The 12,856-nt window shown below is 45.9% G+C and carries 16 protein-coding genes; 5 read left to right on the top strand and 11 right to left on the bottom strand.

The features are described from left to right. The first annotated feature begins 18 nt into the window (after positions 1 to 18). Positions 19 to 549, top strand: a complete 531-nt coding sequence (locus tag C6I21_RS12635) for a hypothetical protein (protein WP_105959853.1) — start codon at positions 19 to 21, stop codon at positions 547 to 549. A gap of 80 nt (positions 550 to 629) precedes the next feature. Here C6I21_RS12635 and C6I21_RS12640 read toward each other — a convergent pair whose 3' ends face one another. After that, positions 630 to 1,946, bottom strand: coding sequence for a PhoH family protein (locus C6I21_RS12640; protein WP_105959854.1), 1,317 nt, complete (start codon positions 1,944 to 1,946; stop codon positions 630 to 632). Between the two features lie 24 nt (positions 1,947 to 1,970). Then, a complete protein-coding gene (locus tag C6I21_RS12645; protein ID WP_105959855.1) occupies positions 1,971 to 2,426 on the bottom strand; it encodes a pyridoxamine 5'-phosphate oxidase family protein in 456 nt (151 codons plus the stop codon). Positions 2,427 to 2,606: 180 nt separating this feature from the next. On the opposite strand from C6I21_RS12645, the gene C6I21_RS12650 reads away from it, so the two are divergent. Continuing rightward, on the top strand, positions 2,607 to 2,810 hold the full coding sequence (locus C6I21_RS12650; protein WP_105959856.1) for a YlaI family protein: 204 nt from the start codon (positions 2,607 to 2,609) through the stop codon (positions 2,808 to 2,810). A gap of 69 nt (positions 2,811 to 2,879) precedes the next feature. On the opposite strand, the gene C6I21_RS12655 is transcribed toward C6I21_RS12650, so the two are convergent. Next, complete coding sequence (locus C6I21_RS12655) at positions 2,880 to 3,245, bottom strand: YlaH-like family protein (protein WP_245411637.1); 366 nt, start codon at positions 3,243 to 3,245, stop codon at positions 2,880 to 2,882. A gap of 115 nt (positions 3,246 to 3,360) precedes the next feature. Between C6I21_RS12655 and C6I21_RS12660 the strand changes: the two genes are divergently transcribed. Next, positions 3,361 to 3,540 (top strand): DUF5325 family protein, encoded by a 180-nt coding sequence (locus C6I21_RS12660; protein ID WP_105959857.1) that lies wholly within the window; start codon positions 3,361 to 3,363, stop codon positions 3,538 to 3,540. A 451-nt stretch (positions 3,541 to 3,991) separates the two neighbouring features. Here C6I21_RS12660 and C6I21_RS12665 read toward each other — a convergent pair whose 3' ends face one another. Together C6I21_RS12665 and C6I21_RS12670 are read right to left on the bottom strand one after the other, a co-directional pair. After that, the gene (locus C6I21_RS12665) at positions 3,992 to 4,768 is read right to left on the bottom strand and encodes an inositol monophosphatase family protein (protein ID WP_105959858.1); all 777 of its coding nucleotides are present in this window, start codon (positions 4,766 to 4,768) and stop codon (positions 3,992 to 3,994) included. Between the two features lie 182 nt (positions 4,769 to 4,950). Further along, positions 4,951 to 5,139, bottom strand: a complete 189-nt coding sequence (locus C6I21_RS12670; protein ID WP_105959859.1) for a hypothetical protein — start codon at positions 5,137 to 5,139, stop codon at positions 4,951 to 4,953. A 278-nt stretch (positions 5,140 to 5,417) separates the two neighbouring features. On the opposite strand from C6I21_RS12670, the gene C6I21_RS12675 reads away from it, so the two are divergent. After that, complete coding sequence (locus C6I21_RS12675; RefSeq protein ID WP_105959860.1) at positions 5,418 to 6,062, top strand: YktB family protein; 645 nt, start codon at positions 5,418 to 5,420, stop codon at positions 6,060 to 6,062. Positions 6,063 to 6,267: 205 nt separating this feature from the next. Here the strand turns inward: C6I21_RS12675 and C6I21_RS12680 are convergent, their stop codons facing one another. After that, entirely contained in the window at positions 6,268 to 6,540 is a 273-nt protein-coding gene (locus C6I21_RS12680; protein ID WP_105959861.1) for a UPF0223 family protein, read from the bottom strand. Positions 6,541 to 6,647: 107 nt separating this feature from the next. On the opposite strand from C6I21_RS12680, the gene C6I21_RS12685 reads away from it, so the two are divergent. Further along, positions 6,648 to 8,123, top strand: coding sequence for an aminotransferase class I/II-fold pyridoxal phosphate-dependent enzyme (locus tag C6I21_RS12685; protein ID WP_425352507.1), 1,476 nt, complete (start codon positions 6,648 to 6,650; stop codon positions 8,121 to 8,123). A 101-nt stretch (positions 8,124 to 8,224) separates the two neighbouring features. On the opposite strand, the gene C6I21_RS12690 is transcribed toward C6I21_RS12685, so the two are convergent. The 5 genes from C6I21_RS12690 to lpdA all read right to left on the bottom strand — a co-directional run bounded on the left by C6I21_RS12690 (position 8,225) and on the right by lpdA (position 12,855). After that, positions 8,225 to 8,533, bottom strand: coding sequence for an SAV0927 family protein (locus C6I21_RS12690; RefSeq protein WP_105959863.1), 309 nt, complete (start codon positions 8,531 to 8,533; stop codon positions 8,225 to 8,227). A gap of 127 nt (positions 8,534 to 8,660) precedes the next feature. Next, entirely contained in the window at positions 8,661 to 9,098 is a 438-nt protein-coding gene (locus C6I21_RS12695; protein ID WP_105959864.1) for a hypothetical protein, read from the bottom strand. Between the two features lie 199 nt (positions 9,099 to 9,297). Continuing rightward, on the bottom strand, positions 9,298 to 10,347 hold the full coding sequence (locus C6I21_RS12700) for a M23 family metallopeptidase (protein WP_105959865.1): 1,050 nt from the start codon (positions 10,345 to 10,347) through the stop codon (positions 9,298 to 9,300). Beyond that, a complete protein-coding gene (locus C6I21_RS12705; protein ID WP_245411638.1) occupies positions 10,344 to 11,225 on the bottom strand; it encodes a polysaccharide deacetylase family protein in 882 nt (293 codons plus the stop codon). The genes C6I21_RS12700 and C6I21_RS12705 overlap by 4 nt, the downstream gene beginning before the upstream one ends. Before the next feature lie 217 nt (positions 11,226 to 11,442). Continuing rightward, the gene (lpdA, locus tag C6I21_RS12710; protein WP_105959867.1) at positions 11,443 to 12,855 is read right to left on the bottom strand and encodes a dihydrolipoyl dehydrogenase; all 1,413 of its coding nucleotides are present in this window, start codon (positions 12,853 to 12,855) and stop codon (positions 11,443 to 11,445) included. Position 12,856: the final 1 nt, after the last annotated feature.

Genomic DNA, 12,856 nt, shown 5'->3' on the forward strand with positions numbered 1-12,856 from the left:
GGTTCGGAGTCCAAATAGATGACAGCAGAAGCTGATAAGAAAGGGGCCTGCGGTATGACAGATGCAGTGCAGATTACCGGCAATGTGGCTTATCCAGTCATGATCGATCCAGGTGTATGGATCTTTGATGAACGGAGAGTGGATATGGACACCGTATTCGATGAAGCGCCACAGGAACAGAGCGATCGGGAATACGAAGCGATGGGGCGCGCATTCGATGAGCAGCGCCAGGGTGCGGAGCCGCCGAAAACGAATGGGAATAAAATAAAAATAAACCGTAAAGATTTGACGGAAAAATCACTCGGAATGAGCCTGGAGCCTTTTTTCGGCTACGCCGAGCCTGGAGCAGAGGCATCACGTGTCCGCGTGCACAGGAATGCAGGCGAGGATCAGATCCTTCCTCTGGACACTGTTAGAAAAAGTATTTGTGCTTTCTCAAAAAAAGGCGAGCCGCTTAAGGAAGATGGACCGCTCCACCTGTATTTCGGTGACGGGTCCAACCGCGCGGACCCAATCACTCACGTTTATGGGTTTACAATCGTCAAGTAATGGTTTAAAGGCACCGGCTGAAGCGCTTCAGCCGGTGCCTTTTTAATATAGAGTGAAAATAAGTTCTCCGCTCCGGTTCACTACAATATGTCAGCAGCCAGCTGGGCAAGTCCGGAACGCTCTCCTTTTTCCAATTTCATGTGACCGGAAATCGGTACTTCTTTCATTTTTTCCACCACATAAGAAAGACCGTTCGTGTACTCATCCAGATAAGGGTGATCAATCTGCTTAGGATCTCCCATCAGAACGATTTTACTGTTCTCACCGACTCTTGTTAGTATTGTCTTCACTTCATGCTTCGTTAAATTCTGCGCTTCATCAATAATAATAAATTGATCAGGAATACTTCTTCCACGGATATACGTCAAAGCTTCTACCTGTACAGAAGACATGCCTGCAAGGATATCTTCCAGTTCACTGTCTTTTTTTGTATTAAACAGATATTCCAGGTTGTCATAAATCGGCTGCATCCAAGGGCGGAGCTTTTCGTCTTTTTCCCCCGGCAGATAACCGATGTCATTTCCTACCGGTACTACCGGCCGTGCAACGAGCAGCTTTTTATACTCGTGAAGGTCTTCCGTCAGGTGAAGTCCGCATGCCAGAGAAAGAAGCGTTTTTCCTGTGCCGGCCTTACCGACAAGTGTTACAAGCGGAATATCTTTTCTCGTAAGCAGTTCCATGGCCATTTTCTGCTGTACGTTTCTCGGACGGATTCCCCATATCCCTTCCTTATCTCCCGGGAAAAGGACAAGCTTTTCCATCCGTTCATCTGCCATCGCGAGCGCGGATCGGTTCATTTCAGCTTCATCTTTAAAGATATAAAAATGGTGAGGATACATTTCTTTCATTCCGGATTCCTGAGCCGGTATTGATTTTTCCCGGAAAAGCCGGTCCATTAACTCTGAAGAAAGCCAGGCTTCAGAAAACCCTTTATAAATGTGGTCAAACTGCGCCACGCGGTCGGATAAATAATCTTCAGAATGAAGCCCCAGAGCATCCGCCTTCACCCTCATTAATACATCTTTTGAAACGAGGACGACCTGCTCATCTTTCATTTCATTATGCATATTCATCGCAACAGCGATAATGCGGTTATCATTTGTTTTTTCCAATCCGTGCTTTTCCAGCTCATGGTGAGCCCGGTGATTAAGCTCCACGGTAATCGTTCCTCCGGAAGGAAGTGTCACTCCTTCGTGAAGTTTCCCCTCAGAGCGGAACTTATCCAGGATCCGCCCAACTTCCCTGGCATTTCGTCCGATTTCATCAGTGTGGCGTTTCTTTGTGTCCAGCTCTTCCAGCACGACGGCCGGAATCACAAGGTGATTGTCCTCAAATGAATGAAGAGATAAAGGATCGTGAAGCAGAACATTGGTATCCAGAACGTATGTTTTTTTCATCGCCCGGCCCTCCGACTTCAAAATTTACGACCGTTTCAATGCCTCCATAACCTGATTATCAAGCTTTACAGCTGCTTCTTCATCATATGTTTTTTCGAATTTCGGTTCATTTGTCAGTCTTGCCCCATAAAACATGACGTCCTTTACCTCCTGAATACCCATTTCCAGAAGAGAAAGTTTTAAGGGGACCTTTTCCAGCGACTCTTTTTTTACTTTCACTCTTCCTGAAATTGTATACGTGGACCCTTCGGCAATAACAGTTACCGCTGCCTGGGGCTCTTCGCTGACATTGCGGATCATGCGTGACTTCTGATCTACTGCCAGACGGAGTGTTTTTTCATCGGAAGCATAAATCCAGGATACTGCACTGACACTCGGCCCCCCTTTTTCAGCATCAACGGTGGCAATCGTTACGTAGTGCTCCTCCTGAAGTGCATGAAGCAGATCTTCAGTCAATGAAGTTTCTAATCGATTTCCCATGCTCAGCCCTCCTTTTTAAAAAAGAGATGATCCGTATGAAGTCATAATCAGCGGATCAACCCCACTGCTTTAATTATTCGACGAAGAGAGTCAACATTCCTGCATTAGAATGATTTCGCCCTCCCCCGGTTTACATGTTATACTTTACTACGAGACTTGGAAAAAGCAGGTGCCGCCACTATGAGAGTAAAATGTGTATTATGCGATAAAATTGAATCCATAGACTCCGACCGTCCGCTTGCTAAAAAGCTCCGGAACCGGCCGATTCATACGTATATGTGTGAAGAATGTTCTAAAAGAATCAGCGACCGAACCAGAGAGCGTCATGATAACGGCATGACATTTAATCAGCAGGGCCGGGAAGAGAAAGATGATTACATTTGATGATTGAGGCACAGAGCCTTTTTTAACAAAGAGCGCCCCCTGGAAAGGAGGCGCAGATTTGTGTGACGTTTATTGATTTTCGGGAGATTCTTCCGGTTCGTGCTGTTTATGCCTCCGAAGCTGCAGTTTATACACTGCGAGAATTACCGCTGCAATGAAAAGTGACTCAATAATTGGAAGCGTGTAGGCTAGAAACGTGATAAACATGTTACCAAAAAACATGGCTCCATAAACAATCACATTTTTCAAAAGCGGGAGTTTCCTTGCGAAACCCAGGTTAAAAACGACAATGGATAAAATATTTATAATGGCATACAATATCCAGAAAGCAATCAAAAAGTTTTCCGGATCATTCGCTCCCAGAAATTCAGCAATCGGTGTCATCTGCACCGATTCGAGGTCCTGGCTGGATGCCGGAGCTGCCGTTAGGATCAATGGTTATTCACTCCTGTGTAAAAATATAGTGTGTTATTCCACTATAGCATATTTCACTGCAGAACGTCATGTTGTCACCGATACGTCACGAATATAAAAAGAATGGGGGATATTTATGCGTTCGTTTGATATTGTATTTTTTCTTCTGGCTCTTTTAGGAACAGCCGGAATGATGGGGCTGGGAATTGCCTTTGCGCAGGGCAGTCTGTTGTTATTTATCCTTTTCAGCGGAATGCTCGCGGCATCACTGGTAACCGGATTCAAGCGGAAGAAACGACTTGCCCAGGACGGGTGAATAAGGAAAAAAAGTAACTGGCAGATCCCGTTCAGGGGGCCATTGGAAACCTCATGATTTTAATTGAACGAAAGTAAACTCACAGAAAAAAGACGACCAATCTCCAATTTTTTTGGATCTGGTCGTCTTTTTTTCATGGAATTCTTTTGACCACTTTCATACTTTTTATCCCAGGCTCAATCAGACGAAACGAAAGACGGGGACGCCTGCGGGAAAAGTATGAGGTGAAGACCCCGCAGAACATCTAAAGGATGTTCGAGGAGGCTGAGGCCATGCCCGCGGCAAGCTTCCGTCTGTAGTGCAGTCTGATTTCACTAATTGAAAAGGTTAAAGTGTCTGTTCGCATATCAAATTGTGTAATAAAAAAAGAAACTCTCCATGTAGAGAGTTTCTTTAATAGAGACTTTTTCAGTGGCCTGCCCGTTCAGGTCTGCCTGTTTCTTTTTGTAGATCATATAGTGATTTTCAGTGCCTCACGCAGTTCTTTATAAACAGCCGGATTCGCTGCAAACAAGGTGTCTTTTTCGAGGAAATCCAGCGGCTCTCCTTTATAGTTCGTCGCGATGCCTCCCGTTTCTTCGATCAGGATACACCCTCCAGCAATATCCCAGGGTGCCAGGTGAAAACTGATATATGCATCCAGCCTGCCTGCTGCTACATAGGCAAGCTCAATGGCAGCGGAGCCGTAGGACCTTGTCCCTCTAACAGTGCGGACAACTTCACGCAGTTTTTCATCTTTCAGCATCCAGCCGGTATTAAAGCTGACAAGGGCCTTTTCCAGCGGAACCGGATTTAGCTTCTGGAGCTTTCTGCCGTTTAAATAGGCTCCCTGCCCCGCTTCTGCCGTAAACCACTCATCGTTCATGACATCGAGAACAACGCCGTAAACCGGCTTTCCATTTTCAAAAATACCGAGCGAAATGGCAAAGTTTGTTCCCATATGCACGAAATTGACCGTGCCGTCGATCGGATCGAGAATCCACACAACACCATCCAGATCATGAATATTTTCGTGAGATCCTTCTTCCCCCATCAGGCGGTGTCCGGGAAACTCTTCGTTGATCCGCTGCTGAAAGAGAGCCTCAACACTTTTATCCACGTCTGTAACGAGATCATCTTTGTTTGCTTTGGTATCAATCCCGTACTCAGTATTTACCTTTTCTTTTATATAAGTCTGCGCCTCTTTTATGTACGCTGTTGCTTTTTCAATGACATACGAACGGTCCATGGAAAGCACATCCTTTTTAATATAGTCTCTCTCTTATACCATGTTTTTCTGTCTCCCGCAATAAAGCGGGCTCCATAAAAAAAGGGGCCCTGGAGAAGGAAGGCCCGTAAAAATCCCTTCATGACATTGATCATGAAGGGGAATGTGTACTTGTTCAGACAGGATCAGATCAGTTATGCGGGCTAAGCTTCGAGACGAAGCCATTCACCACGCAGTTCCTCCAGCTTTGCTTTACTCAGCTGCACCTGCTCCAATTCCTCTGCCTGCATTGCGTCGAAAAGTGTCTGCAGCTCATAATCTATTTCCAGCTTCAGCACAGGGATACGACGCTCCCCATCTTTTCTCTTCAACGTTTGAATGACCTTCTCCATGATTCGCACCCCTTTTTCTCCGTTAGGCAACCGGATTTTTTAGTCTTAAGAAAGAAGAAAGAAAATTGAGTTAATAACAGGTTAGTCGATTTATCGGAATTTTGCAACTACTTTCTATTGTTAGTTTCTATTTTCCACATTTTCATAGATAATAAACCTGATTATGAAGCGCTTTTGAAATTACTTTTCCGCTGCCCACCTTTTCAGAGGGATTATTTTGTTTCTTCTGCCGCCTCTGCTACAATAAATTTGTACTTAAGAAAAAGGACGGTGGGAAAATGAGTTTCTCAGGATTTCAGGAAAAAGACTTTGATGTTTTTGCAGTGGACGGTCTGGATGAACGCATGGATGCACTCAAAACCACGATCCGCCCCAAACTCGAACAGCTTGGAGAACATTTTAAAGAGGTGCTCACCGAAAAAACCGGTGAGCAGATGTATTACCACGTTGCAAAACATGCCAGAAGAAAAGTAAACCCTCCTGATGATACGTGGGTGGCATTCTGCCCGAATAACCGCGGGTATAAAAAACTGCCCCATTTTCAAATAGGCCTTTTTGGTTCCCATGTATTTATCTGGTTTGCCGTGATATATGAATCTCCGGTCAAAGAAGACCTCGGGCACCGTTTCGAAAAGCAGCTTGAGGAGATCTATAGGGAAACTCCTTCTTACTTTGAATGGAGCGTAGATCATACAAAACCGGATACACTTGTGCATGAAGAGCTGTCAAAAGAAGAGTTAGCTGACATGTTTCAGAGGCTTCAAAAAGTTAAAAAAGCGGAGATTCTTCTCGGAAGAACGTTCTGCTACAGTGAAGAAGTTCTTCAGGACGGACCGGCTTTTCTTGAAAAGGTGGAGCAGATTTTTGATGAGCTCATGCCAATGTATGAAGAAAGCCTCGCATTATATTACCAGAGCGCCTGAGCCATACTTCCGCGGAAGAAAAGCGCTCGTACTGAATAATGCAGTTACACAAAATAAACCGAACGACCTCTTAAAGCTCCTTAAAGCTTATTGAGATCGTTCGGTTTATTTGCGTGTGCTTTATAAAACAGCCGGATCAAACACCAACTGCGGTAAACTTCAGCAGCACGTTACGTTCATTCACTGCCTGCGTAACTTCTATACACTATTTAGTCATCCTTACTTTGTCTGCGCTTCCCGCCTGCTTCACCACCCGGTACGGCACATATCCGGACTGTTCTTCGAATTGACGGAACACCTGTTTTTCCTCCGACTTAGATGGAACGACTTTTTTAAACCGGCGGTACCGCTCGAGAACGTCCTCAGATGATATTTCATTCTCATAAGCTGCTTCCACTGCCTCAAAAAAGTGTATGACATCAACTACTTCCTCTGTGGACCAGTCCAGAGAAAGCGGATAAGAAATTTCTTCTGACACTTCCTCACCTCATTTATCTGTTCATTTACTTCCCTGTCTGATATACTACCTCTTGTTTCCACTTGGTGCAAACAAGAAAGGGTATATTTCTAGGAGGAACATGAATGATAAACCACGAGCGTGCCCCATTATTCGAAGGGCTTCTAAATCACCAGAAACGACGCACCACCCCTTTTCACATACCCGGACACAAACGGGGAAAAGGCATGGACAGCGAATTCAGGGACTTCATTGGACCGAATGCGCTGGATATAGATTTAATTAATATCGCGCCGCTGGATGATCTCCATCACCCCCATGGAATGATTGACGAAGCGCAGACTCTCGCTGCAGATGCTTTTGGCGCAGATTATACGTTTTTCTCCGTGCAGGGCACCAGCGGCGCGATCATGACGATGATTATGAGTGTGTGCGGTCCGGACGACAAAATTATCGTACCAAGAAACGTACATAAATCTATCATGTCAGCCATCATTTTCAGCGGAGCCTCGCCGGTGTTTATCCATCCTGAGCTTGATGAGGAGCTTGGCATTTCCCACGGCGTCTCCACGGCTACTGTAGAACGTGCCATTCAAGCGCATCCTGATGCTAAAGCTCTCCTCGTCATCAATCCTACGTACTTCGGTACAGCATGTGATTTAACAGCCGTTACGAAAACAGCCCATTCCTACAATATTCCCGTCCTGGTGGATGAAGCACATGGCGTCCATATCCATTTTCATGACGAATACCCTGTGTCTGCGATGCAGGCAGGCTGTGACCTTGCAGCAACAAGCGTTCATAAGCTGGGAGGTTCTATGACACAGAGCTCCGTACTGAACGTGCAGGGAACCCTCGTCTCGCCATCCAGAGTGCAGTCTGTTATCAGCATGCTGACGACCACTTCAACATCCTATATACTGCTTGCTTCACTCGACACAGCGAGAAGACATCTTGCAGTAAATGGTACGACGGAAATGGAGCGCATTTTATCGTTGTCCCGGCACCTGCGGACGTCAGTAAATCAGATTCCCGGCCTTCACTCGCCCGGCAGAGAAATGCTTAATGGAGAAGCAAGGTACGACCTTGATGAAACAAAATTAATTATCTCTGTCAAAGAGCTTGGTATATCAGGCTATGATGCAGAAGTATGGCTGAGAGAACAGGCGGATATTGAAGTCGAACTGTCGGATCTGTATAACATACTCTGCGTAATCACCTTCGCTGACGACGATTCAACGACTCAAATACTGCTGAGAGGGCTTGAGCAGCTGAGCCGGCACTTTCTGCCGGCCAGAACGTGGGAGGAGAACGGCTGGAATGTAGAAATTCCGAACATCCCTACACTCTCTCTTTCGCCGCGTGAGGCATTTTATGCAGAAACAGAAACGATCCGTTTTCAAGAAGCTGCCGGCAGAACCAGTGCCGAGTTTGTAATGGTCTACCCTCCAGGTATTCCTATTTTCATCCCCGGGGAAATTATTGAGCAGAAAAACATCGATTATGTATTTACGAATTTCCACTCCGGCCTTCCTGTGCAGGGACCGGAAGACAGCACGCTGGAGTATATTAAAGTAATAAAAGAGCACCGGGCGATTATTTAACAGTCAAGGCTCCTTCTCATGCGTTGAATAAATTCCTTTCTCCATACAAATAAGCCGTTCCTTTTATTGAGGGACGGCTTATTTGTTTATCACGTGTGCTTTTATCGGGTAACAGTAGCGGGCGGACGTGCTGTGTGGGGCCGCATAACTTCTTTTAAAAAAGAAGCTAGAATTTCCATATCTTCTTCATCATCAACATGCAGCATACCTGATAAGTTCGAAATATCGTCTAAATGCTCGTATTCAAGAAGGGTCTGCCTGCCGGTATGCATACAGATAACGAGACTTTTCCCATAAAACATGCTCGTATAAAGGATCGCAAAATCATATCGGTCGCCTGCGATATCAACGCCGGTGAACTGAACGTCTGCTTTCTCAGAAACATTGTACAGCTCTCTGTAAATAGACATAACGACACCTCCTGATTCTATTATATGAAAATTCTGAAATTATTTCAATGAAGGGATTTGATATGAAAAATAGACAACCGCTCATGCACGGTATGCACGAACGGTTGTCTTCATCTATTTGTGTCATTTAGTGAAACATAGACTGCCGGGATTCGATAAAATGAACGATTTCCTGAGCGAAGATCATATCCTGGCGGGAAATAGTGTATTCGCTGCTGTGAAGACAGAATGTTATTAAATAGGCAGGCTTTTCTTTATCAAAAATCGGGATGTGAAGAACCGTTTCCTGCCCCCGCTGTACGTGGGAAATAATATTTTCTCTGTCCCCGAACAAAAAGCCGTCACCAAATTCTGCTTTCCGGGTTTTCTCTCTTTCTCTGCCAATTGAGTAGATTAGCCTGCGGCTTGTTCCACTGCATTGATATACACGTAAAGAGTTGTTCCGCTGACCGGCTGCGTAAATAACATTCATTATCCGGACGATGAAATCCTCCTGATCACAGGCATAATCGTAAGCTAAACCAATTTCCAGGCGAAGATCATCAAGAAAATCTGATTTTTTCATATCTATCACCACCATTTTTCTATTTTCCCCAATAAACCGTGTGTACATCGTATCGTATCACATACATTTTTAAAATCGTGTCGTACTTTGTCTAATTGTTCAAAATAATTCTGCGGTTCCGTAGAATTGATTCCAAAGTCGATAAAAGAAAAGGACGCAGGCGAATCCTTCCGCCTACGTCCTTTCCATATTATTCTCTTTACGGCCACACATTCTGCAGAATCTGAGAGGTCTCTTCAAGAGAGAATGGCTCCCAGAAAAAATCTCCGTAAACGAGTAGATCTTTATGGAGATGCAGATCACCTGACTCTCCTTCAAGTGCACTGCTTGTTCCAGAGTTTCCGACGTAGCCGATCACTGTTTCGCTCGTAATTTCCACACCGGTCTCAATACCCTCTGCTATATCATGCAGATGGGCAAAGCGGATCATCACACCATTGTCATACTGTACCCACACCTGCATTCCGCGGAGGCGGTCCAGAATATATTCGGGCGTCTCCTCCGCTTCTGCTGCGACTGCAAGTTCTTCATTTCTTTCCTCTTCAGACGCATAGTCCTCAAACTCCGTGTCTGCGCGGACTACTACCCCTTCTGCCATCCCAAGAACTTCAGTGGTTGTATCGATGCCCGTTCCGGAAGCATAGCCGTAATAGTCAATTCCTTCATGGAAACCATTACGGTATTCTCTTGGGGCACCCGGCAGGTGGCCTTCAATGGTACTTACCGAAGCATCTTCGATCGCATAATCTAAAAAGGAAAGATGTTCACTCATCTCTTCTACAGTCATCGAATCTAAATCCGGCGGTTCCTCTCCACTGCGTTCCTTGGAAAATACGGCAGTCGTTTCGTACCCAGCCTCTGATTCAATCAGCTCTGCACCGAGCATTTCCTCCACTGCCGCCGGCGAGAAAGATGGACTTTCCGCTGCCTCTACTGGATTTGCCGGCAGTGGATAATATAGACCGTTCTCCTCCATTACCGGTACGCCCTCGATAAAGCGGTACAGGTTTTCTCCTGCAGTCACGTCAATCGTTCGGTGTATATCGTTTACTTCGACGTCAGCTTCCAGTTTCTCCAGCTCTTCAACAGGTATCATTCCGTCATTCGTCAGAAGTTCATATGAAGGCACAGGAGATTCTTTTTCTTCTTTCGCTGTATCTTTTTTATCCGCATTAACCGGCTCGCTTTCTGCCGATTCACTCTGGCAGGCTGCCAGCATCAATACCGGAATCACCCAAAATCGCTTCATTCAATATCACGAACATCAACGATCTCGTATCCTTTCTCCCTCAGGCCTTCCACGATGCCGGGAAGTGCTTCCAGCGTAAACGAGCGATCATGCATCAGCAGATTGGCCCCACCGCGGAGAAGCTCTGTTTCCACCATTATTTCCTCTAGCGCTTCAGCCTCCATATAATCTGCTTCAAAATCATAACCGTATGTCCAGTTCATGCTCTGCATACCTTCTGTTTCTACAACTTCTTCCGATTTATCAGTATTTACACCAAATGGGGCGCGGAAAAAGCGGGGTCTCTCCCCGATAATTTCTTCAATCCGGTCATTGAGAGCGATTATTTCCTCTTCTGTCTCTCCTTCCGTTACATCACGAAGATTCGGGTGTGTCATCGTATGATTTCCGATCTCAAATCCGAGTTCGTGAATATGCTGAAGCATTTCCTCTTTCTCTTCACCTTCGAGGAAGTGGCCGTTTACAAAGAAAATAGCGCCTGCATCCAGCTCAGCCAGTGTTTCGGCCATTTCAACGGCATGCTGATCCGGTGCATCATCAATTGTCAAAAGAACCGCATTATTCTCTGCTCCTTCTTCGAGCGGGGCAATACTGCTGTCACCCTGCAGCGAATAGGCGGGAGTTTCTGGTTCCTCCATATCTTCTTCACCGTCTGATTCTTCTTCGTCTTTTCCTTCCTCATTTTCCTCTTCGTCCTCTATCTCCAGCTCTTCCTCTTCACTGTTATCTTCAGCATCGTTTGTTTCATTTAACTCTTCGGCAGCGCTGTTATTCTCATCGGGAGCGGTCTCAGTATTTGTATGTACATTGTTTTCCGCCTCTGCAGCGCCCTCATTGTCTGCACTGCATCCAGCAGCAAGAATTACTGCAGATAGCATCCACCTTTTCTTCATGATGTCACGTCCTTTGCATTTTTCGTTCCATAGCGTATTTTAGCACACATCACATCCGGAATCCTATCTCTTTTGAAGATTCAGGAAGAAATGGGCAGTACGTCTTTAAACGGAGCGTTGTTAATGGTTAAAGCTTATAGATCGACACAAATATGGCGCAGACAGAATAAGCTGCCTGCGCCATATTTCTTGGCTATGCTCTTTATTTTACAATGTGTACCGGCATTCCGAGTGCTACTTCCGCTGTTTCCATCGTAATTTCACCAAGAGATGGATGTGCGTGAATTGTGAGTGCCAGATCTTCCGCCGTCATGCCGCCTTCAATAGCAACACAGGCTTCTGAGATCATGTCAGACGCATTGTGTCCTGCAATCTGTACGCCGAGAACAAGACCATCGTCCTTGCGTGTAACCATCTTCATGAACCCTTCTGATTCATTCAGTGACAGGGCACGTCCATTCGCCTGGAAAGGGAATTTAGATGCTGTTACATCATAGCCTTCATCCTTCGCCTGCTGCTCTGTAAGACCAACCTGAGCCAGTTCCGGGCCGGAGAATACGACTTCCGGAATAGCTGTGTAGTCGATTTCAGCAGGCTCACCGGAAATCGCTTCTGCAGCCACTTTCGCTTCATAGGAAGCTTTGTGTGCCAGGGCCGGGCCGGAAACGATGTCACCGATGGCATAGATGGTTGAAGCAGATGTACGGCACTGCTTGTCAATCTGTACCAGGCCTTTATCATCCAGCTCAATTCCCGCCTGTTCCAGACCGAGCTCATCTGTGTTCGGCTTACGACCGACAGTAACAAGAAGAACATTCGCTTCAAATTCTTCGGTCTTGCCTTTTATTTCTGCTTTCACTTTCACACCGTCTTTTGTTTCTTCCATTTCCTGTGCAAAAGCTTCCGTCTCAATCGTTACGCCTTTTCCTTTTAAGCGCTTGGAAACAAGCTGACTCATCTGCTTTTCAAACCCTGGAAGAATCTGCTTTGTTCCTTCCAGAATCGTTACTTCTGAACCGAGATCAGCGTAGGCGGAACCGAGCTCTACGCCGATATAACCGCCGCCGATGACGACCATTTTTTCCGGTACTTCTTCCAGCTGAAGTGCACCAGTGGACGAAACGACTTTTCCTTCCTTGAACTTAAAGTTTGGAAGCTCGATAGGACGGGATCCCGTTGCTACGATACAGTTGTTGAATTTATACGTCTGGGACGACTTATCGTCCATAATTTTTACGGTGGAATCATCTACGAAGTATGCTTCACCACGGACGATATCAACATCGTTGCCTTTCAGAAGGCCTTCGACGCCTCCGGTAAGTTTGTCCACGACGGAGCCTTTCCATTTCTGTACTTTGCTGAAGTCAAGCTTCACATCTCCAACAGAAATACCCATGTCGTCGGAATTGTTTGCATTATGGAAACGGTGGCCCGCTTCGATCAGTGCTTTTGATGGAATGCAGCCGACATTCAGGCATACGCCGCCCATGTTGTCTTTTTCTACAATCGTTACTTTTTGACCGAGCTGTGCTGCGCGGATGGCTGCTACATAGCCTCCTGGACCGGAGCCGATGACGAGCGTATCCACTTCAACTGGGAAATCTCCTACTACCATG

Origin of the sequence: Alkalicoccus urumqiensis (genome assembly GCF_002993335.1) — a bacterium.
Classification (GTDB): domain Bacteria; phylum Bacillota; class Bacilli; order Bacillales; family Salisediminibacteriaceae; genus Alkalicoccus; species Alkalicoccus urumqiensis.